General features: G+C 69.0%; 19 protein-coding genes. 8 read left to right on the plus strand and 11 right to left on the minus strand.

Translation table 11 applies throughout. The annotated features are described in order from the left end of the window. Positions 1–27: 27 nt before the first annotated feature. From G6O68_RS21865 to G6O68_RS21880, 4 genes are read right to left on the minus strand one after another with little or no spacing between them, the layout of a single operon-like run. Entirely contained in the window at positions 28–1,134 is a 1,107-nt protein-coding gene (locus G6O68_RS21865) for a Gfo/Idh/MocA family protein (RefSeq protein WP_165250777.1), read from the minus strand. A gap of 43 nt (positions 1,135–1,177) precedes the next feature. Further along, complete coding sequence (locus G6O68_RS21870) at positions 1,178–2,086, minus strand: CDP-alcohol phosphatidyltransferase family protein (protein WP_206108179.1); 909 nt, start codon at positions 2,084–2,086, stop codon at positions 1,178–1,180. Further along, a complete protein-coding gene (locus tag G6O68_RS21875; protein WP_165250778.1) occupies positions 2,083–3,951 on the minus strand; it encodes a 4-amino-4-deoxy-L-arabinose transferase in 1,869 nt (622 codons plus the stop codon). The genes G6O68_RS21870 and G6O68_RS21875 overlap by 4 nt, the downstream gene beginning before the upstream one ends. A gap of 40 nt (positions 3,952–3,991) precedes the next feature. Then, positions 3,992–4,708, minus strand: coding sequence for a class I SAM-dependent methyltransferase (locus G6O68_RS21880; RefSeq protein ID WP_165250779.1), 717 nt, complete (start codon positions 4,706–4,708; stop codon positions 3,992–3,994). A 319-nt stretch (positions 4,709–5,027) separates the two neighbouring features. On the opposite strand from G6O68_RS21880, the gene G6O68_RS21885 reads away from it, so the two are divergent. The 4 genes from G6O68_RS21885 (at position 5,028) to G6O68_RS21900 (ending at position 8,638) form a co-directional block, all read left to right on the plus strand. Then, the gene (locus G6O68_RS21885) at positions 5,028–5,555 is read left to right on the plus strand and encodes a DUF2617 family protein (protein WP_240911436.1); all 528 of its coding nucleotides are present in this window, start codon (positions 5,028–5,030) and stop codon (positions 5,553–5,555) included. A 374-nt stretch (positions 5,556–5,929) separates the two neighbouring features. Then, positions 5,930–6,217, plus strand: a complete 288-nt coding sequence (locus G6O68_RS21890; RefSeq protein ID WP_165250781.1) for a hypothetical protein — start codon at positions 5,930–5,932, stop codon at positions 6,215–6,217. Positions 6,218–6,729: 512 nt separating this feature from the next. Then, entirely contained in the window at positions 6,730–7,917 is a 1,188-nt protein-coding gene (locus tag G6O68_RS21895) for an ADP-ribosylglycohydrolase family protein (protein WP_165250782.1), read from the plus strand. Between the two features lie 196 nt (positions 7,918–8,113). Continuing rightward, positions 8,114–8,638, plus strand: coding sequence for a TPR end-of-group domain-containing protein (locus G6O68_RS21900; protein ID WP_165250783.1), 525 nt, complete (start codon positions 8,114–8,116; stop codon positions 8,636–8,638). A 90-nt stretch (positions 8,639–8,728) separates the two neighbouring features. Here the strand turns inward: G6O68_RS21900 and G6O68_RS21905 are convergent, their stop codons facing one another. Beyond that, the gene (locus G6O68_RS21905; RefSeq protein WP_165250784.1) at positions 8,729–9,052 is read right to left on the minus strand and encodes a hypothetical protein; all 324 of its coding nucleotides are present in this window, start codon (positions 9,050–9,052) and stop codon (positions 8,729–8,731) included. Between the two features lie 169 nt (positions 9,053–9,221). Between G6O68_RS21905 and G6O68_RS21910 the strand changes: the two genes are divergently transcribed. After that, positions 9,222–10,865, plus strand: a complete 1,644-nt coding sequence (locus tag G6O68_RS21910; protein ID WP_165250785.1) for an ABC1 kinase family protein — start codon at positions 9,222–9,224, stop codon at positions 10,863–10,865. Between the two features lie 13 nt (positions 10,866–10,878). Here the strand turns inward: G6O68_RS21910 and G6O68_RS21915 are convergent, their stop codons facing one another. From G6O68_RS21915 to G6O68_RS21935, 5 genes are all read right to left on the minus strand, one after another. Then, positions 10,879–12,051, minus strand: coding sequence for an LptF/LptG family permease (locus G6O68_RS21915; RefSeq protein WP_165250786.1), 1,173 nt, complete (start codon positions 12,049–12,051; stop codon positions 10,879–10,881). A 54-nt stretch (positions 12,052–12,105) separates the two neighbouring features. Continuing rightward, complete coding sequence (locus G6O68_RS21920) at positions 12,106–13,323, minus strand: LptF/LptG family permease (RefSeq protein WP_240911437.1); 1,218 nt, start codon at positions 13,321–13,323, stop codon at positions 12,106–12,108. A 121-nt stretch (positions 13,324–13,444) separates the two neighbouring features. After that, positions 13,445–14,749 (minus strand): aminotransferase-like domain-containing protein, encoded by a 1,305-nt coding sequence (locus G6O68_RS21925; protein WP_165250788.1) that lies wholly within the window; start codon positions 14,747–14,749, stop codon positions 13,445–13,447. Between the two features lie 157 nt (positions 14,750–14,906). Beyond that, on the minus strand, positions 14,907–15,830 hold the full coding sequence (locus G6O68_RS21930) for a lysophospholipid acyltransferase family protein (RefSeq protein WP_165250789.1): 924 nt from the start codon (positions 15,828–15,830) through the stop codon (positions 14,907–14,909). Between the two features lie 130 nt (positions 15,831–15,960). Next, positions 15,961–17,220 (minus strand): beta-ketoacyl-[acyl-carrier-protein] synthase family protein, encoded by a 1,260-nt coding sequence (locus tag G6O68_RS21935; RefSeq protein WP_165250790.1) that lies wholly within the window; start codon positions 17,218–17,220, stop codon positions 15,961–15,963. Between the two features lie 126 nt (positions 17,221–17,346). Between G6O68_RS21935 and G6O68_RS21940 the strand changes: the two genes are divergently transcribed. After that, complete coding sequence (locus G6O68_RS21940; protein ID WP_165250791.1) at positions 17,347–18,210, plus strand: fumarylacetoacetate hydrolase family protein; 864 nt, start codon at positions 17,347–17,349, stop codon at positions 18,208–18,210. Positions 18,211–18,315: 105 nt separating this feature from the next. Here G6O68_RS21940 and G6O68_RS21945 read toward each other — a convergent pair whose 3' ends face one another. Beyond that, the gene (locus G6O68_RS21945; RefSeq protein ID WP_165250792.1) at positions 18,316–18,609 is read right to left on the minus strand and encodes a hypothetical protein; all 294 of its coding nucleotides are present in this window, start codon (positions 18,607–18,609) and stop codon (positions 18,316–18,318) included. A 383-nt stretch (positions 18,610–18,992) separates the two neighbouring features. Here G6O68_RS21945 and G6O68_RS21950 point away from each other — a divergent pair, with 383 nt between their 5' ends. Together G6O68_RS21950 and G6O68_RS32965 are read left to right on the plus strand one after the other, a co-directional pair. Further along, positions 18,993–19,271 (plus strand): acyl carrier protein, encoded by a 279-nt coding sequence (locus G6O68_RS21950; RefSeq protein ID WP_165250793.1) that lies wholly within the window; start codon positions 18,993–18,995, stop codon positions 19,269–19,271. 733 nt (positions 19,272–20,004) lie between these two features. After that, the gene (locus G6O68_RS32965) at positions 20,005–21,162 is read left to right on the plus strand and encodes a hypothetical protein (protein ID WP_240911438.1); all 1,158 of its coding nucleotides are present in this window, start codon (positions 20,005–20,007) and stop codon (positions 21,160–21,162) included. Positions 21,163–21,263 lie beyond the last annotated feature (101 nt).

Consider the following 21,263-nt stretch of genomic DNA (forward strand, 5'->3'; position numbering starts at 1 on the left):
TCTCGCACGAACCGATTCGACCCTCTATTATGCGCCGCCTTCGTCGAAGCACACCACGCGGTGTTCGGTCGCGGCGGTCAGGACGGCCTCGCACAGGGCGATCGTCCTGAGGTTGTCGCGGCCGGCGATGTCGGGCTCGCGGCCGGACTCCAGGGCGAGGAGCAGTCCGGCCATCGTGCCCGCGAAGGCGTCGGGGAACCAGGCCTGGGGCCATCGGGGACGATGCCAGGCGCCGGCGTCGCGGATCGTGCTGTAGTCGATCGTGCTCGGCCGGCGTCGCGGCCAGGAGGGCCAACCGATCGTCCCCAGGGCCAGCCCCTCGGTCCCCTCGAATCGCCAACGCACGCCGAGGTCCGAGCCGGCTCCCTCGCGTGCCGGCCCCGCCCACACGTCGTCCCAGCAGGAGCCGCGCGCGCCGTCGGCGTACTCCAGGATCACCAGATTGATCCCGTCGATGTGCGGGAATTCGGTCCGTGGATCCGCCCGCGTACTCGCCAGGACGCGTTCCGGGTCGCCCAGCCAGTAGCGCATCGTGTCCAGGTGATGGATGCTCATGATGAACGTCGAGAGCGACCGGCCGTCGCGAGCCCAGGGCATCCAGTGCGGGATCGCCCGAAGCTCGATCGTCGCCAGCACCGGGTCGCCCAGGGCCCGCCGGTCCAGCAGATGTCGGAGCGCGCGGACGGAGTGGTCGTACCGCATGTTATGATTGATCTGCAGGACGATCCCGGCCTCTTCGCAGGCTTCGACCAACTCCCGGGCCTCCGCGAGCGACAGCGCGAGCGGCTTCTGCGCCAGGATCCCCCGGACCTTGCGGGGGTGGCCGACGATCCGGCGGATCACCTCGGGCTGCTCGGCGGGGGGGACGGCCACGTCCACGACCTCGATCCGGGGATCGTCGAGCATCGCCTCCAGCGTCGGATGGACGTGCGGGACCTCGCGCAGGGCGGCGACCTCGCGCGCCGTCGCCTCGGTCCTCGACGTGATCGCGAGGGCGGGGAAGCCGGCCTCGCGATATGCGGGGAGGTGGCAGTCGCGGACGATGAAGCCCGCGCCCACGACGCCTATCCCCCAGTCGCGACGCGAGGGGAACTCCGGGAGGTGCGCCCTGGGGGCGAGAAGGCTTTCGGTCATGTCGAGGACTCGCGTCGCCTGTCGATCGGCGGCGGCGCGACCCTCACGCCGCCTCGGTCGCGCGATGCACCGCACCTGTTGATACAACGCCGGCCTCGGCCGCGTCCAGGGGGCGACGCCCGGAAGCCGCGCCGAGCGGCCGGAACCAGGCACGGAATTCGGCCTCCGTCGCGGCCTTCCCGATCGCCCGACGGATCCTCGCGGCCGCGAGCGCCGGGGCGGCCGCCGCCATCCCCGCGACGCCGACCCGCCAGCAGTCCTCCCAAATCCCCGGCGCCGCGACGGCCATCGCGGCCAGCGTCGTCAGTCCGAGCAAGACGACGTGGGGCTCGCAGGCCTTGTAGGCCGGATAGGTGATCACGCCCGGCCCCACGCGGGGCCATCCCGGCGCCGGCGCCGGACGACCCCCGGCGCCGCCTTCGACGCGGTAGCTCTCGCGGCTGCTCTTGAGCCGCTGGACGAACGCCTTGTACCGGCAGTCGTTGTGCAAGCCGAGCAGCGTCCACCCCAGCGCGATCGCGAATCCCGCGCCCGCCCAGCCGACGTTTCCCGTACGCACGGCCAGCCCGAAGCCCAGGGCGAAGCCCGTCGCCATATTGAGGACGTGGTGCATCAGGTAATCGAAGTAAACGCCGTCGAGGCTCGCCGAACCCCGCCAGCGGGCGACCTGGCCGTCGACGTGGTCGAGCCAGAACGCCATGTGGCCGAGGGCCGCGCCGGCGACGAAGGCCCAACGGTGTCCCGTCGCGATCGCCGCGGCCGACGCCAGGCCGGCCAGCAGGGCGGCCGACGTCGCCTGATGGGCCGAGAGGCCGAGCCGGACGGCCGCCCAGGTGCCGTAGACGGCGGTGGGCCGGGCGACGCGTCGGGCCAGCCAGTTGCCGATCTCGCGATGCCGCCCCTTCTGGACGACGGCTCGAAGCTGTTTCAGCGTGGGACGATCGACGCTCATCGCCTGACGCTTCCCTCGGACAGGTCGTAGATCGCGTAGTTCCGCACCAGCCCGTCGCCGTCGGACAGTTCCTCGTTGTAGAGCGGCCGTTGCGAGGCGAGCCAGGGGGCGAGCAACTCGCCCAGGGTCGGGTCGAACTCCACGTCGCTCTCGCCGGCGGGGGGGCAGAGCATGAGGTGCGTGTAGCCCTCGCGACGGAGAGCCGCGACGACCTCCCCTTCGGTCTCGCCTTTCTCGCCCAGGTCGGTGCGTCGGCGGTGCGCCAGCTCCATCGTGTATTCGCGAGGGATGTAGAACCCCCGGTGATCCTGGCCGATGACTCGGGCGTCTTGCGGCAGGTGCTCGCCGATCCAGCGCCCGACGCGGTACGTCGGCTCGCATCGCGCCAGGAACTGCATCGAGGTTTCCGTCCCCAGCACCGAGCCCGCCGCGCGGCCGGCGCGGGCCATGGCTACGCAGGTCTCCAGGCCGAGCACGCTCACGAGCGCGATGGTCAACACCCTGGCCGGGATCGTCGGGCGGTCGCGCCAGGTCGAGGCCAGCCAGGCGACCCCGATCGACAACGGCCCGACCGCGATCAGGAGGAATCTCATGCTCTGGCGCTGGGTCATGCAGAGCATCAGGAAGACGTATCCCAGCAGCACCAGGCCCAGCACCCTCCGGGGGGCTCGCTCCAGCAGCAGGGCCGGGAGGAACAGGAGGAAGATCGGCCCGAACTGGTGGGCGAAGCTGTCGAACCGGTGCGGCTCCAGGCTAAGCGGCCCGATCGCCGTCAGGATGTTCCATGCGGTGACCTGGAGCGGGCGCTTGATCGGGTCGAGCACCTCGTCGAGCCCCGAGCCGAAAAAGGAGCGGAAGAACGGGTGCACCGGGTTGCCCGTATGCACGTACGCCCGCAGATACCACGCTCCTCCCGCCGCCAAAAGGGCCGGGAGGAACCAGCTCGTCAGGACCATCGAGCGTCGCCAGGTGGCCGTGGGATCAGTCTTGCGGGCGAACAGAGGTCGGAACAGGAGCCCCACGCCGAGCAGGCCCGCGAGCACGAGCGCCGGGTATTTCACGCCGACCGCCATCCCGACGAGGACTCCTGCCACGACCGCGGCCCGCCGGCTCGGTGCGTCGTGAAGCCTGGCCCAGGCGGCGATGGCGGCCGTCCCGAAGGCGGCGAGGGCGACGTCGTTGAGCGGGGCGGCCATGCCGTTCGTGACCGCGGGCACCAGCAAGGCCCCGGCCCCCGCCCACCAGGCCCGCCTGCCGAGGCTCGGCCGCGCCAGGGCCGTCACATTGGCGGCCATCGCCAGGCCCAGCATCCACTGGATGCTCCGGCAGGCGATCGGACCTCGGAACGCCAGGGCGATCAGGTAGAGCATCTCGGTCGTCAGCGGGTAGACCGTCTCGTGCAGGTCGGGGTCGTACACCGCCGAGCCTTCCATCAGGAAGACCTTCGGCACCTGGAGGTGGTAGCAGAGCGCGTCGCCGTCGGTCACCGGCGCGAGCGAGGAGATCGCCGTCGCCGCGATCGTCGCGAGCAGGAAGACCCGCGTCAGGCGATCGACGCCCGTGACGCGGGCCTCGCCGCCGTCGCCTCGGAAGAGCGAACCCCCGATGGCCGCCGTCAGCCGGACGCCGGCCAGGAGGCCGACCTCCGCCGCGACCGCCAGCACCACGGCGAGCCCCAGCACGTTCAGGGCCTGGAACTGGCCGAGCAGGAGGACGGCCAGCCCCACGATCCCCGCGCCGAGGGGGAAAGCCAGGCCGAAGCGATCCACCGGATGCTCGGGGTCGAGCCCGATTCGCTGGAGGATCCTCGCGCCGAGGCCGGTCGCGAGCAGGGTCAGCAGGAAGGCGAAGGCGAGGTCGAGCATGCCGAGTCCACCGAGGGTAGGGGGGAGGAGGGCGGATGCGTCAGCCGTCGAGGCGGACCACGCAGAACTGCGACGTCTCGGCGTCGGCGTCCATCGGGATCGGCCCGACCTCGGCGACCCGGCGACCCTCGGCCCGATACCAGGCGGCCGTGTCGTAGCCGTACCGGTTGTAGCTGAGGTTGGTCTCCTCGTTGTGCGCGGCGAACCGCCGCGCCACTCGGACGACCTCGCGACGGATCCGGTCGGCCACCTCGGGCGGGTTGTGGAGGATTACGGCCGAGGTCACCACCATGTCGAACGCGCCGTCGGCGAACGGGAGCCGGTCGCCTCGGCCCAGAAAAAGGTCGATCCGTTCGGCGCCGTCGAGGAACCCGCGGGCGGCTCCGAGCTGCGTCGGGCTGAAATCGAGGCCGGCGAGCGGCGCGTCGATCCGGTCGCGGAGCGCCCCCAGCAGCTTCCCGTACCCGCAGCCGATCTCCAGGATCGAGGTCGGTCGATAGGCCGCGATCCGCCCGGCGATCCATTCCGCGCGGAGGGTGCGCGCGACCTGGCCTTCCTGCTCCCGGAAATAGTCATGCCCGCCCCGCAGCGTCCAGTATTCGCGAGGGTCGGCGTAGAGGAGTCGGCGTTTCCACGAGGGCCAGCGGCCGAGCGAGCGTCGGAGGGCCTTGTGCCACGCATATCGCCCCCCCCGGGAACGGACGGCGCGCCAGGCGCGGAGGGGGAGGGGGGGCTCGGCGGTGATCGGGGTTCCCATGAGCGTTGACCGTCCTGGTCCATGGCGATGCGGCCCGGGGAGTGGGCCTCCCCCCGCGTTTCGCGACGCAGTGTACGAGCCGTCGAAAAGAGGGTCAAGGCAAGGCGGGGGCGAAACCGATCGCGCCCGCGAATCCGCGGAGAGACGCCGTCCCGCCCGTCCCGACCCTCCGGTTTGCCCGTCGGGGCGGGGTCGCCTATACTACCCTCCAGGATCAGGATCCTCGCTCGACCCCCGCGTCGGAAACGACGGCGCCGGCCCGGTCGCCGCTCCTGCCGGAGGACTCGGTTAGATGGGAGTGAGATCCGAAGGAACGCGTGTGGCCGACAGGTCCTTCCAGGTCTTCCACCGCGCGCTACACCCCGAGTGGTTCGCCGTCCGGGCGCACGAGCGCCTCGAGGCCGGCCCATGGCAGGCGGACGTCCGGATCGTCGAAGGGGGTCACGCCGTCGTCTTCGGCCATGAGGGCGTGCGGCTCACGGAAGTCCTCGGCGTCCGAGGGAACGCGCTGCCGCTCGAAGGCCTGCTCTTGAACTCGCCGATCCGCCACGAGCGGTCGACCGTCCTCCGGCCGGGCGGCCGGATCGTCTATCAGGTCTGTCTCGAAGTCGAGCAGGTCGATCCCGAGGTTTTCCGTCACCTTTGCGAGGAGACGACCCTCGACGCAAGCCGAGGGCGGCTTTTCCACGCCTTCCCCGCCGCCAATCGGATGTCGCCGCGTCCCCTGAGCCAGATCCGGGTCGAGCGCCTGGCCGGCGGGCTCTCCCTCCAGACGTTCCATTCCTTCCCCGAGGAACTGGCGATCTTCCGGTCGCAGTCGCTGATCGAGGTCACGCCCGCCGATTAATCCCTCATGGGTGTGAAATCGACATCCTCAGGGCTTGACAAACAAGGCTCTGGGATGCAATGTAAAGCATCGTTGAGTCGAAGCATCCATGGCCCGGTACCGACGCCGGTCTCGGGGATCCTGGATCTTCCAGATATGACGATGTGCCGTTTTTATTCGTCCGGCCGCCTCGGTTTACGATGAGGGCCCCGGCCCCCGAGGCGCTGAAGGCCGTTTTTGGACAGCCCTCGATGGGGGGGGCGCGGGTCGTTCCACAAAGGCTCACCACCCCGACAGGGGCGTGGGCCCGTGCGACGCGGCCCGCCGCGTGGGTCCGGTGCCGATTCGCATTACGCCCATTCGGGGCTGCGATCTCCGCCCCGGGGAGGTCGACGATGGAACGGATGGAGCACATTCGCGGCGCGTTGGTCGACGGCGATCAGGTCGTCCTGGATGACATCGACGGGTATCTCGCGAGCCATGACCACAAGGGGGGTCGCAAGGCCTTCGACGGCTACTTCGAGATGCCGACCGATCGGCTCCAGGCGTTGAGCCACGATCGCTGTTATCGGCTGGTCCTGAGCGACGGACGCAAGGCGAACGTCTACAAGGAGGTCGTCCCCAGCAACGTCCCGGGGAACTCGCTCGCCGAGTTCCACGTCAGCGGCGCGCTGAAGAAGTGAACCGCCGCGACGCGATCCGAGACGTCGACGTCGTGCAGGTCCCGGCCGCCGGGTCGCGACGATCGCCGCGATTGCGCCCGAGACCCTCGCGAGGCCCCTCGAATCCCCGACCACTTGTATGCTCCGGGTGCGACGCCGATCCGATAACTGGAGGTGCGGAGACGCCCCCCAGGTCCGGGTCGCGCCGCGTCCGGCCCGGCTTGCCGTGACTCCGGACGACGACGGACACGAGGGTCGGCGACCGGCCGGTTCCCTCGAGGAGCCCCGCTCGTCGTCCTCGACGAAAAGCCCTCCCGGTCCAAAAAATTCGGGGGGTGCCCGGATCGATCCTAAGTGACTCAAACAGCACGCTCCGCCGGTGCCAGGGCGTGGTCGCAGGCCCGGCCCGGTGGGGTTCCAGGGCCAGAAAACGGTTGGCTAGGTCGATCCAGGTGGTTATCTTGCGTTCGTCCCGACGGGGGACGTCGCCGAGCCGACGGAAAGCGGGTCGGCGCCCGAGGAGCATTGCCACGATGCCGCAATTGTCTCGTATCGACCGAGTTCGCGGGTGCCTCCTGGGCCTGGCCGTCGGCGACGCCCTGGGGGCGCCGCTCGAAGGGCTCACGGCCCAGCAGATCAAGACCCACTACGGCAGGGTCAAGAACTACGTCGACGGCGTGCAGGCCTGGAAGCGGAAGCCCTACCGGTGGCGGATGCGCGGCCTATACTCGGACGACACGCAGCAGGCGCTGGCGCTCGCGGACGTCCTTCTGGAATGCGGCCACGCCGACCAGGGGCGGCTCGCCGCAATCTACGTCGCCATGGCCGAGGCCAAGGGGACGTTCCTGGGGGTCCACCGGGGCATCGGACGCAGCTTCCGGCAGGTCCTCGCCGATCTTCAGAGGGGCGTCTCGCCCCGATGGAGCGGGCAGATGAAGGCCGGGATCGGCGCCGCCATGCGAATCGCGCCCGTCGGCCTCTTCTTCGAGGATGATCCGGACGGCTTCTTTCGGGCGGTCATGGAATCCAGCGTGACGACCCATCGCGACGTCCGCAGCCTCAGCGGGGCGATGGCCGTGGCCCATGGCGTGCGCCGGCTGGTCGCCGGGGAACCTCGCGACCCCAGCCTGCTCCTTTGGCTGGCGTCGGACGTGGCCCGGGACGAGGCCCGGATGACGACCGAGGGCTACGGCGAGGTTGTCATCTCGCTGGAGCCGCACGCCCGGGCGATGTCCAAGGCCCTGGCCCACGCCGAGACCCTGCTGGAGACCCCCCGCGAGCGGGCCCTGCCCGCCTTGGCCGAGGAGGCCAATCGGCACGGGGCCGAGCCCGATTGCAAGCGTCCGACGATGGGATTTCCCCCCGCCTGCATCCCCACCTGCCTGTACGTCCTCTTGACGACGGACTCGTTCGAGGAGGCGATCCAGGAGATCGTCAATCTCGGCGGCGACGCCGATACCACCGGCGCCATCCTGGGGGCCCTGGCCGGGGCCCACTACGGGATCGACGAGATTCCTTCGCGCTGGCTTGAAGGCCTCCAGAATCGCGAGGGGATCGAGAACCGGGCGTTGGCCCTGGCCCGTCGGTCGACGGACGGGCTCTCCATCCCGGACCTCATCGCCACCGAGATGGACCTTAATGAGAAGGAAGGGACCCACCTCGCGCGTTACGCCTCGCTCGCCCGCCAGGGGGGCGATCGAGGGGCGAATCCGGTGATCTGAGCCTCCCGGCGGGGCGTCGCCGGTCTCGGGGCGTGGGGCGTCTTCCCCCGCCCCTTTTTTCGCCCCAGGGCCCACCGTAGGATACACTGGTACTCGACGACCTGGCGACTTCGCCGGAGTCGAGGCCGCGAATCCGATGGGCCACTCGCGGGAGACTCCGGCACGGGCCCGCGTCCCGCCTGGAGTGTCTAGAGCGATGAGCACGACCACCCCGACCCGGATCCGGCGTCAACTCGACGAGGCCGAGGGCTATCTCATGCTCGAGATGCCCCAGTACGCCCTGCGAATCCTCGAGAGCCGGGCGGAATGGCCCCTGATGACCTTCGAGGCCAACTTCCTCAAAGGAGAGGCCTTACGCTGCCTCCATCGCCATCGCGAGGCGCTGGCCTGCCTGGAAGCGGCCGCCTTGCTCCGCCCGGAAGACGTGGCCGTCGCCGTGGCGCAGGGGTGGTGCTACAAGCGGACGAACCGGCTGGCCGAGGCCGTCGACGCGCTGGAACGCGCCTCGCGGCAGGAGCCCGAGAACCCGCTGATCCACTACAATCTCGCGTGCTACTGGAGCCTGGCGGCGAACGCCGCGAAGGCGCTGGAAGAGCTGGCCACGGCCCTACGGCTCAGGCCGGAGATGCGGCGGATGATCGCCGACGAAGCGGATTTCGACTACCTCCGCGGCGATTCCGCCTTCCAGCGGCTCGTCCAGGGGGCGACCCCGTCGAAATGATCGTCTGCGCAAGCCGGGATGCGGGGAGCCGCAGCGGGGCGCCCGCCGCTTCGGAGTGGACGGGACGCCGCGACCGCGATTTCGGCGGGCTCAGACCTCGTCCAGGACGCGCTGGGTGATCTCTTTCTCGCAGTACTTGCACCACTTCCAGCGCTTGGCGCCGACGGTCTCGTCGAGATGCTTGTGCGCCAGCCCGACGCTCCGGAACCAGATCTTGGTTTCCTCGCCGTTGATCTTCTCAAGCCGAGGGCAGCGGGCGAAATGGAGCAGGTTGTTGGCTACCGAACCTGCCCCCTTTCCTTTCACGACCGGGACCGTACCGTGATAGATGAACCCGATGGCCTCCACGCGGGCCTCGGCGAAATCGTCGAGGGACTCGATGACGTGGATTCCGGCCTGTTCTTGGATCGGCATGCGAAAGATCCCCAAAGAGGACAAGGTCGACCTCATCGTATTCGACCAATAAGCGAGAGTTTAATCAATTTGTGAGAAATCCGCAAGGCGGACGGTCGGCGGGGCGCCCGGGACGCCCCCCCCGATCTCGTCCCCCTGGCGGACGGCCCCGTCGGCCACCGGGTGACTCTTGATTCGAGAAACGGTCGGACATCTCCGAGACATCCCCCGCTATCGGCAGATCCTCACCACGTTGGCCCGGTACGGCTACCAGGACGTCATCGCCGCGCTGCGCCTTGAGAGCGTCGTCAAGCCCCTGGAACGGGTCGCGCTGGGCGAGGAGGTCGCGCTTTACGACCGCCCTCGCCGCCTGCGGCTCATCTGCGAGGACCTCGGGCCGACTTTCGTGAAGCTCGGCCAGCTCCTGAGCACCCGCCCGGACCTCCTCCCCGAGAGCTACACCAACGAGCTTTCCGCGCTGAGGGACGACGTCCGACCCTTCCCCTTCGAGCAGGCGCAAGCGATCCTGGTCGAGGAGTACGACCGCCCGCTCGACGCCTGTTTCGCCTCGATCGACCCCGTCCCGGTCGCCTCGGCGTCGATCTCGCAGGTCCACCTGGCGGTCCTCCACGACGGCCGGCGCGTGGCCCTCAAGATCCGCCGCCCAGACCTCCACAAGGTCGTCGCGGCCGATTTGGACATCCTCAAGAACCTGGCCCAGCTCGCGGAACGGCACATCCCCACCCTCGCGGTCTACCGGCCGATGTCGCTGGTCCGGGAGTTCGAGCGGACGATCAAGCGGGAGCTGGACTTCAGCGTCGAGCTGCGCACGCTCAAACGCTGTCAGACCCAGTTCGCCGCCGACCCCACCGCCCACATCCCCTTCGCCGTCGAGGAGTTTTCCACCCCCCGTGTCCTGGCGATGGAGTTCATCGCGGGCGTCCGCGTCGACGACTTGCAGGGGCTGCGCGGGATGGGGCTCGACCCGGCCCAGGTCGCCGTCACGGGGGCGCGGATCCTGATCAAGCAGATCTTCCAGTTCGGTTTCTTCCACGCCGACCCCCACCCGGGAAACCTCCGCGTGCTGCCCGGCGGTATCGTGGCCCCGCTCGATTACGGCATGTTCGGCCAGCTCGACACGAGGACCCGCGAGCGGATCGCCGACCTGCTGATCGGACTGCTGGCGCAGGACGTGGACCGGGTGCTCAAGGCGCTCGACGACCTGGAGGTCCGGGGCGAGGAGGTCGACCTGAAGGAGCTGAGGCGCGACGTCGGCGAGCTGGTCCAGACCTACTGCGATCTGACGTTGGCGACGATCGACCTGGGCGTCCTGCTCGGCGAGCTGGTCGGGATGATCCGCCGGCATCGCCTCCAGATCCCGCCGGACCTCGTGCTCCTGATACGCTCGCTGGTGACCATCGAGGGCACCGGCCGCACCCTCGACCCCCGATTCGACATCGCCAGCCAGCTGGAGCCGATCCTCCGCAAGCTCGCGATCCGGCGCTACGGCCCGCGGCGCCTGCTGGAACAGGCGGCCGGGACCGCCGAGGACCTCCAGCGGATCGCCACGCTCCTGCCCGACCTCCTGAGCCATTCGCTGGAGTCGATCAAGCGGGGAGAGCTAAACGTCAAGTTCGACCTCCAGGGCTTCGAGAGGCTGGTCCGGCAGCTGACGCGGGCCAGCAACACGCTCGCGGTCGGGATCGTGATTGCGGGGCTGCTGGTCGCCTCGTCGCTGATCTATCGAGGCGGGGCGACCTCGCTGGCGGAGGTGGGCTACGGCCTCGGCATGGCGCTCAGCCTATGGCTCATCTGGAACATGTCCAGGAGCTGAACGTCGGGCCGCCTCAGGTGCGGATCTGACCCCAGCGGTGGGTCGCCAGAGCGCCGAAGATGAAGAGCGGCAGCCAGGCCGCCAGCGCCGGCGACAGCACGGCCTCGCCCCCGAGGTACTGGCAGAAGATCCCGGCCCCGTAGAACAGGGCCGAATTGCCCAGGGCGAACCCGAGGTTGATGAACATGTTCCGGCCGTATCCGCCGAGGACCAGCGGCAGGCTCATGAACATGAGCGTCAGCGCCAGGAACGGCCGCAGCGCCCGCGAGTGGATCGTCAGCTCGATGTTGTTCCGCTCGGTCCTGTCCGTGGAGGGGTCGACCAGCCCGCCGACGAGGTCCGTCATCGAGCCGTACTGATGCCAGTTCGTCTTCCTCGTCATGGCCTCGAACGAGAGGCTCGTCCTGACGAAGTACACGTCGCCTTCGAGCGCGCCCGGGTCGCCGACCGGCGGCGGGAACCCTTTCTGGTCGGCGACCTTCACCACGATCGAGTCGGGCTTCGCCAGCTCCTCGTCCGGGACCGGCGGCGAGATCTTCGCGCCTCGCACCAGCCAGCCGCCTCGCAGGGGGATCCGCGTCGCTTCGAGGGGGATGTAGGTGGCCTGTTTCCCCTCGATCTCGCGGATCGAGCCGAAGACCTGCACGGGGACGGTCACGAAGAACCGCTTCAGCATGGTCCGGGCCGCGCGGTCGGCCTCCTTGCCCGAGAACATCAGCGTCCGCGAGTCGTACTGGGAAGAGAGGACGGCGATCGTGCTCGTGCCGTCGTCCGCGTGCGACTTCTGCAGCTCCTCGGCGTACCGGGGGATGATCAGCTCCTGGTTGGCGATCGACAGGAAGCTGACCAGGATCGACGAGACGACGACGGGCCGGATCATCCGATGCGTGCTCACGCCCGCCGCCAGCATCGCGAGCTGCTCGTTGGCGCGCTGCATCCAGGTCACGGTGAAGATCGCGGCCATCATGCTGATCACGCCGCCGAGCTTGTCGAAGTACTCGGCCTGGCGCACGAGGTAATAGCGCCCCATCGCCGACATGAGCTGGCCGAAGCCGACCGTGCGCTTCGTGAACTCATCCACGTTCGAAAAGGCGTCCAGGACGATCCAGAGGCCGACGAACGAGATGTAGCAGGTCAGGTAGGCCTTGCCGAAGGCCCAGAACCGCTGTCGATCCAGGATTCGCACGCCGCAACCCTCCACGACCGGGACCGTCCGCGACGGCCTCCCGGCGGACGCCGATCAGTATTTGATGATCCGGGGATACACCCAGCCGGCCAGCAGCGCGAGCGCCAGGTTGCTCAGCCAGAGCGCCTTGTACGGGGCCATCGTCCCCTCCTTGCCCATGTTGATGCCAAGCAGCATCAGGGGGTAGTAGAGGCCGATGATCGGCAGGAAGCAGGTCATGAAGGCGCTCAGGAAGTCGCGCTTGGCGAAGCGGATGCCTATCGGGGCCCCCAGGACGACGAAGAGGAGGCTGCCGAAGGCCATCGACGTCCGGAGCTGCTTCTCGGTCTCGAACTCGTCGCACTTCTTCCGCCAGTGGCCGTGGTTGATGAACGACTCCTTGACGTTCTCCCACTTCACGTCGCCGATCTTGCCGGCGGCGAACAGCAGGCCCGTCCCCATCGCCTCCCGGAGGCGGTCGGTCGCGAGGTGCTCGCGGAACTTCACCAGCTCCGCGTTCAGCTCGTCGTTGGTGTGCTCCTGGATCGACATGGCCGCGAGCGGGCGGTCCTTATCGGGGATCGGCACCTCGAAGGTGTGGCCGTTGTCGGGCAGCAGCGTCACCTCCTGGTCGCCGGAATGGTTCTGGACCTCGGCCCCCTCCAGGTAGACGACGATGACCTTGCGGTCGAGGTCGAATTTCAGGCGGGCCCGCTTGGCCTGGATGGTCCCGGCGTTGGCGTCGCTCCCGTCCGGCAGCTTCTTCTGCTGCTTGAAGGTGGGCTGGATCAGCACCCGGTCCTCGACGTCGAGGACCTTGATGAAGAACGGGCTGCCGGGCATCGCGAACTGCTTGTCCCGCTTGAGGAACTTGTAGACCACGTCCTCCAGGTCGCGGAAGAGGACGAGCTTGGCCTGGTGGGCGCTCATCGGGATCCACGTCCGGCTCATCTGCCAGAGCACGCCGCTGACGAGGGCGCCGAGCAGGAGGGTGGGCCAGATCACGGTCATGACGCTCAGGCCGGCGGTCTTGACGGCGATGATCTCGTTGTCGCCGGCGATCCGGCCGTAGACCACCGTCACCGCGAACAGCAGCGACACCGGGGTCGTGTACGGGAGGGTGCTGGGGATGATGTACGGGATCAGGTTGAGCACGTCGCGCGGCGAGAGCATGCGGCTGTTCATCGCCTCGGCCGCCACCATGAACAGGACGAAGATGCCCGTCATGGTGATCAGCGCCATCGCGAAGGCGCGGAACACCTCTCCCCAGACGTAGCGTTGTAGGATACCCAAGGCGAGTCCTCCCGGTTCAGCGTCCATGCCCCCAGGGGGTGGGCTCGTTCTTCGATCCGCGGCCCCTCACGCCCCAGGGCCCCGCATCCGGCGGGGCCGCTCCGGGCGATCCGCGCGTGGTTCAGCCCGACCCTCCGTCCGCCTCGGCGAGCGTCTCGCGGACGGCCTCGGCGAGCCGGCGCGCACCTTCCGCCAGCGCGGCCTCGTCCGGGACGCCGTAGGTCAGCCGCAAGTGGTTGCGGGGCGGCGCGGTCGGCTCCGGGGCGAAGGCGAACTCCCCCGGGACGTAGATCACGCCTTGCTCCAGGCAGCGTCGGAACAGGGGCCCGTCGAATCCCGTATCGACCGACTCGGGCAAGGTCATCCAGACATACAGCCCGCCCCTGGGCCGGGTCCATCGCACGCGGTCGCGAAGCGGCTCGAAATGGCGGTCCAGCGCCGAGAGGAAGGCGTCCCGCTTGCCGGCGTAGACGCCCCGCAGGCGTTCGACGTGCTGGTCGTACTCCCCGTTCGCCAGCACCAGCCGGACCAGCTTCTGGACGAAGTTCGAGGTCCCGAAATCGTGGTTCCCCTTGAGGGTCAGCACGGCGTCGACCAGCCCGCCGGGGAGGACTCCGTAGCCCAGCTTCATCCCCGGGCTGTAGGTCTTGCTGAAGGTCCGGGCCAGGATCACCGTCTCCCCCTCGGGGTCGAGGCTCCAGAGGCTCTCGGTCTCGGCCTGCTCGTACGAGAGCCCGTGGTAGGCCGAATCCTCCAGCAGGAAGATGCGATGCCCCGCCTCGTCCGACCATCGTCGCACCAGCTCGACCAGCGGCCTGCGGCGCTCGGCGGCCAGGCTGATGCCGGTCGGATTCGAGTGTTCGGGGATCGTGTAGACGAGCTTGACCCTGTCGAGCGAGCCTTCGGCCTTGAGTCGGTCGAACGTCGCCTCCAGGGCGTCGAGCTTCAGCCCCTTCTCGTCGATCGGGCTGCGGATCGCGCGGGCGCCCCGGGTTTCCAGGGGGCCGAGGAAGACGAAGTACGTCGGGGCCTCGACGATCACGATGTCGCCGGGATCGAGCAGGGCCTCGCCGACCAGATAGATGAGCTGCGCCGACCCGGTCGTCAGCACCGTCCGATCGACCGCCCGGCGGTAGGCGCCCGGCGTGACCCCGTGCTGCACCTCCAACCGCTCGATCAGGATCGCCCTCAGGGCCTCGTCGCCGATGGTCGTGCCGTATTGCAACGCGGCGCGTCCGGCCGGCGCGTCGCCGAGGATCTGGGCGGCGGCGTGGGCCGTGGTCGCGACCGGCAGCGACTGCTGATCGACGAAGCCCGCCGCCAGCGAGACGATCTCGGGACGTTCGATCGCGAGCTTCATCAGGCTGCTGATCGAGGGGGCGCTGGTGCGGGCGGTGGCCGCGCTGAGGTGGATGGGTCGTGTCATCTTTGGGCCGGGGACGAGTTCGAGGAGGCGATCGGGACGGGTCAAGGGCTACTCTAGCGACGGTCGGACGGCCGTCAAGCCCGCCTGGCGGCGGGGGCTCGACGGCTCCCACGTCGGATCGGACACGCCCGGCCGCCCGCCGGTTCGTGGTCGGCCGTCAGGCCGCGGCCTCCTCGTCCTCCCAGAAGAGGTATTCGTTGCTGTCGGCCGGATGACGCCGGATCTCTTCCTGCAGGAGGTCGAGGAACGCCTGGACGTGGCCGCCGGCCTTCGCCTCCTCCTGGGCGTCCCGAGGCAGCACGAAGTGGGGGCGGAACTCCATGTGGTAGCGGGAGTCTTCGCCCATCCGGCAGAAGACCGGGACGATCGGGGCCTGAGTCATCGCCCCGAGGGCGATCCAGGTCGTGGAGAACCGGAGCGTGCGGTCCATGAACCGGGCCTCGGCCGTGAGTTGTCCGGTCCAGCGGACGTCGCCGGCCAGGAAGAGCATCAGGTTCGACTTGAGGACCTTGGCCGCCCGCAGGATGCTGCTGGCCGAGTCGGTCGGGCCCCCTTTGCGGGAGATGAACAGCTTGTCCTGGCTCAAGGGGCCTTCCCGCTCGAACCGCGAGGCCATGTATCGCGAGAGGCTGCGAGGCCGTTCCATGTACAGGCGAAGCGGGTAGTCGTTGCGATAGAGCCAGTGGGCCGGCAGCATGTGGGCGCCGAAATGGCTGGTCAGGACGATGCAGCCCTTCCCGAGCGCCCGGGCGGCGTCGAGATGCTCGCGGCCCTGGACGTCGAACATGGCCAGCGCGCGTTCGTCCGAAGCCACGTCGAGCAGCAGGTCGCGGGATCGCCAGAGGATGTGGTTGCCCGCCAGGCGGTTGCTCACGGCCGGGACGTCCCAGTCGCATCCCAGGATCCGTCCCCCGCGCTCGACCGCCTCGTCGAACCGGAGCCGCAGGCCCGCGTTCCACCGATGCTCGAATCGGCCGATGCCCGAGACGATCCGAGCGGCCGTGGGCAGGGGGAGCAGCCGGACCACCGGCAACGCCCCCCGCAGGAACCTCTTCCGGAGCTTGACCCCGCGTCGATCCATCGACGTCACCTCGCCCTTGGCTGCGCCAGGCCGTGGCGCGACGTCGCCGTGACGCCCCGCATCGGCCGGGCGGGAGTGTGGCACGCCCGGCCCTCGCTGGCAACGTCAAATTCCGCGCCGGGCCGGGCCGTCAGCGGCCGGGGCGACGCAGGACCAGCACGTTGTTCGTCCCGCCGAAGCCGAACGAGGCGCTCATCACGGTGTCGAGGCGGGCGGCCCGCGACTCGTTCGGGACGTAGTCCAGGTCCAGCTCCGGGTCGGGCAGGTGGTTCACGGTGGGCGGAATCATCTGATCGCGTAGCGCGCGGACGCACGTGGCGGCCTCGATCGCCGACGCCGCGCCCAGGGTGTGGCCGATCGCCCCCTTGATCGAGCTGACCGGCAGCCGCCGGGCGTGATCGCCGAAGACCGATTTCAGGACGCCGGTCTCGACCTGATCGTTGATGGTCGTGCTGGTGCCGTGGGCGTTGTAGTAGTCGACCTGCTCCGGGGCGATCCCGGCCTTCTCGAGCGCGAGCGCGACGCAGCGTCGGATCCGGTCCGGGCTGGGCGTGGCCATGTGAAAGCCGTCGGAGTTGAGCGCATAGCCGGCCAACTCGGCGTGCACGTCCAGGCCCAGGCTTTCGACGGCCTTCTCGGAGGCCAACACGACCACGCCGGCCCCTTCGGACATCACGAACCCCGCGCGGTCGCGGCTGAACGGCCGGCTGGCCTGGGAGGGGTCGGCCTCGGCGCGGTCGCCGGCCTTGGGACCGAACAGGGCCTTCATCGTCGAGAACCCGTTGACGATCGCCGGCGTGAACGCGCTCTCCGCCGCGCCGCAGAGGGCCAAGTCGGCGTCGCCGGCCTTGATCATCATGGCCCCCAGGATGATCGCGTGGCCCCCCGAGGCGCAGGCGTTCGCCGGCGCGACGCCCGGCCCGTAGAGTTTGAGTTGCTGCGAGATCTGCCCGCCGGCCTGGTTGACCAGCAGTCCGGGGACCAGGAATGGGCTGACCGACAGGTCTTTCCGCTTCCGCATCCGGGCCTGCTGGGCTTCGAGGAAGTCCATCCCGCCGAACGCCGAGCCGACCGCCACCGCCACCCGATCGCGATCGATCCGATCGGCCGCGGCGTCGAGCCCGGCGTCGGCCCAGGCCTCGCGGGCGGCCGTCATCGCCAGTGTCAGGAAGCGGGCCGACAGCCTCGCGAACTCCCGGTCCTCGGATCGCGGGGCCGAGCCCAGGTCTTCGACCAGCCCGGCGACGTCCTGGAGGTACTGCTCGCGGTCGAGCGACGCGTGCCGTCGAATCCCGGATTCCCCGGCGAGCAGGGCCCGCCAGGTCGAATCCATGTCCTTGCCCAGGCACGTGACCGCGCCATGCCCCACCACGAAGACCCGTTCCGCCATCGTCGCCTCGCTCCCTCGATCGCGCCGGTCGTCGCCGGCCTGCTGATTTCTCCGCCTCGATGATCGTATGATGGCCGCGTCGTCCGCAAGTCGATCGCCGTCACACCCGGCCCGAGGGACTCTCCCATGAACCTCGTCAAGTTCGCGACCGATGCCGATCCGTCCCCCCGCGTGGGGCTGTTGCAAGGGGACGAGGTGGTCCCGCTCGGCGGCGGGTCTTCTCGCCTTTCGGAGATCCTCCACAGTGGAGATCCGGCCGGGACCGTGCGAGACCTCGCCGCCCGCGCCGAGAAGAGCCTGCCGCTCGCCTCGATCCGCCTGCTCGCGCCGATCGACCGGCAGGAGGTCTGGGGAGCTGGCGTGACCTATGAGAGGAGCAAGACGGCCCGCGAGGAGGAATCCCAGCAGGCCGCGACGTTTTACGACCTGGTGTATCGGGCGGAGCGGCCGGAGTTGTTTTTCAAGGCGACCCCGCATCGGGTCGTCGGCCCCGGCGGGGCGATCCGGATCCGTCGAGACGCCCGATGGACCGTGCCCGAGCCCGAGCTGGCGCTGGTGCTCTCGCCGAAACTGGAACTGGTCGGCTATACGATCGGCGACGACGTGAGCGCCCGCGACATCGAAGGCGAGAACCCGCTCTACTTGCCGCAGGCCAAGGTCTACGACGCCTGCTGCGCGCTGGGGCCGGGCGTCGTGCTGGCGTCCTCGATCGCCGACCCGAGCAGCCTGGAGATCCGGCTGGAAATCCACCGTCAGGGGGCGTTGGCGTTTGAAGGGACGACCTCGACGGCCCGCATGGCGCGTCGATTCGAGGACTTGATTGCCTGGCTCGGCCGCGACCACTCGTTCCCGGACGGCCTGATCCTGCTGACCGGCACCGGGATCATCCCTCCGGACGACTTCGCCCTGGAGTCGGGCGACAGGGTCCGCATCGCGATCGAGGGGCTGGGAGTCCTCGAGAATGCCGCCGTGCGGGGCGACGGGGCGTAGCATGACGGCCCCGGTCGAGGCCTGGGGCGGCCTGGGCGGGTGGATTCGGGGGCCGGAACGACCCCCGAACGATTTTGCTTTCGCGCACGAGGTCCGGGTGGGACCTCAGGGGGTCTTCGCCGGTTCGGCGGCGGGAGCCTCGACCTTGGGCTCTTCGGTCTTGGGCGCTTCGACCTTGGGCTCCTCGGCCGGCGGGGTGGCGGCCGGGGCCTCAACGGCCGGGGGCACGGCGGCCGGCGGAGTCTCGGCGGAGGGGGCCGGGGCCGGGGCGGTGGCGGCCGGGGGGGTGATGGCCGGCGGGGCCGATTCCGGCGGCATCTCTTCCGTGTTGCAACCGGTGACGGCCAGGCAGAGGCCGAAAGTCGAGGCCGACAGCAGAGCCTTCAATCCCATCTTCATCGTGATCTCGCTCCTACATGGGGTGCGCGGTCGAGGACGCAGAGCATCTTAAAGAGTCCGGGCGTCGTGACGCCCGGCCGTCACGCAAACGTGGCGGCCTCGTCCCACTGAAATCCGGGTTCATTCTAGTGGGGCCCGGAAGCCCCTTCAACGACCTACCGGCCTTTCGGACGAGTCTCTTTTGCAACGGACGACTCAGGTTGGGACGGTTCGGTCGATCGTCCGGATCTCGGCGGGAAGGGCGTGGCGCCCCGCTCGTGATCCCAGGCTTGCGATCATTGAAAGCCTTCAAGATCCGGCCTCCCCACCTCCGATATCAGCGATGCGTCGCTCGCGCTTTGGCAGGCGTCTGGACGGTGGCCCGGGTGGGCAGGAGGTCTTCCGTGATCCAATCTAAGACAGCCGCGAACGATTTCGACGGCGCCATGTCGGCCGTGTCGGAACTCATCCGAACCGTCTCCGAGAAGGCCAGGACCAAGGTGATCACGCCCGGGACCTTGCTGCTCGAAGATCTGGCCCTCGACTCGCTCGACATGGTCCGGGTCGTCATGCTGATCGAGGACCGCTACGGCGTGAGCCTTGACCTCGACGTCGTCGCCGAGATGAAATCGGTCGACGACGTCGCGCGCAGCCTGGTCCAGCAGTCCCGGTCGGCGGCCTGACTCCCCGCCGGCGGAGCGGCGTCGCTCGGCCGACGCGCCGCCTCCGGTCCGACCCTCGCCTCCCGATCCCGCCTTTGTTCGCGAAACACGCGCGACTCGTGAGTCCTCGGGATTCCCAACCCGTTCTCACCAAGCTTTCAACAACTCTTCGCGCGCACCCGCCGCCGAAGCCCGGTGGTGGGGCCAGGTCTCGAATTGTCATGATTCGAGGATCGACCCGATTTCGGGTGGACCCGGCGCTGGCCGGCATCTTCTCCTGTGGCCGCACTCGTCTGGGCGGGGGCATCGAGGCCGGTCGCGCCGCGGCCCAGTGAGTGACGGTCGATCCGACTGGTCGCGATCTGTCGATTGTTTCAATTACACGTCCCGTTGTAAGAATTTCCGGGCGTCCCGGTCGGGATCGTAAGGCTCAGGTGGATGGCGCGGATGCGGACGGGAAATCCGGATCGACGTAAGAGTCTCAAAATCAGGGATTTCCTGTTATTGGACCGGTCGATCTCGAGTCCAGCGAGAGGGCGTGCCATCCAATGGCGCGGTCTTTGCTCTTATCTATAGAGGAATCCCGAGGGTGTCCCGACCGTCGACGCCGCCGTCGACTCCGACGCTCCCGCCGGGATGGCTGAGGACGCACCAGAGATCGACGACGACGATCGCGGCGAATGGTGGACTCGGGCGTAAACGACCGTCGGGCCGTTCAAGGATGACGGCCCGAGCGAAGAACAGGGAGGTTCGCATGGGTGGAATCAGGACGCTTGCAGGTGGGATCGCCGCATGGATGGCCCTGTCCTGCTCGGCTGCGGCCGCGCCTTTGTCCTGGTTCGACTCGCAAGCCAGTTTAACCGCCTGGTACGCGAACCAACTCAACACCGCGGGCAACATCTACGCCCCGCCTCGGGCGGCGAACACGATCACCAACCTCCCGTCGAACTGGTATTATCAGCCGACCACCGCGCCGGCACCCGCACCAGTCGCCGCCCCGGTTCAGCCCGTCGCGGTGCCCGTGCCGAAGCCGACTCCGGCCCTGGCTTCTCCGGTGATCTCGGCTTCATCGATCTCGCCGACGGTCGCTTCCCTCCCCACCGCGCTCACGTACACCCGCCAGCCGTCCTTCGGCCCTTCGACCCCGACTGCGGACGCCTTCATCAATCTGGGCTCGCAGCCTTACGCTCAGTCCTCCGGGCTGACCGTCGGCGACGCCAGGCCCTGGTATGAGAGCCCCGCCGCCGTCTCGGCGTTCGGAGGAACTCCGACGGCGGATCAGCAGGCGAGCTTCGCCCAGGACGTTCTGGCCAAGGTCGAGCGGACGTTCTCCATCAGCGGCCTCGAGGTCAAGTTGACCGACGATCCCGCCGAGTCGGCCCCGCGGATGATGAGCGTCGTCTCCGGAGCTTCCTACGGGCCGAACCCCAACGCGATCGGCATCACCAGCGTGGGCAACGACGGATTCAGCTTCATCGACAAGCTCAACTACGCCAGCAATCCGGATCAGCTCTCCTGGGCCGTCGCTCACAACGTGGCTCATGAGCTGATGCACGCCTTCGGCGTGGCCGACCACCCCGATCAGACCGGGAAGTACCTCGACGCCGCGGCCGCCGACTGGAAGATGCTGACCGATCCGAACACCACGTTCAGCCCGGCGGCCGTCGAGCTGCTGAAGTCGCTGAGCAACGGCGCCAGCTCGGGCACCGTAGGGGCGGAGATGCTGAAGACCGGGCTGCTCGCGGCCCAGTGCCACTGCAACTTCTGCGACACCATGACCGGGATGGGCATCGACGGGGCGCAGGTGCTGGCCGCGGCCGTCCCCGAGCCCGCGACGTGGGCCGTCTGGACCCTGGCCGGAGCGGCCGGGGCCTTCGGCGTCCGGCGACGCAACCGTCGCCAGGCCGCCTGACCCTCATCCTCCGCACCGACGCTCGATCACGACCTCGACCGGCACTTGACCGGCCCCGGCCCGGATGGTCCGATGAGGGACGTCGAGAAATCGGAACGTCC

Source organism: Paludisphaera soli (genome assembly GCF_011064595.1).
Classification (GTDB): Bacteria; Planctomycetota; Planctomycetia; order Isosphaerales; family Isosphaeraceae; genus Paludisphaera; species Paludisphaera soli.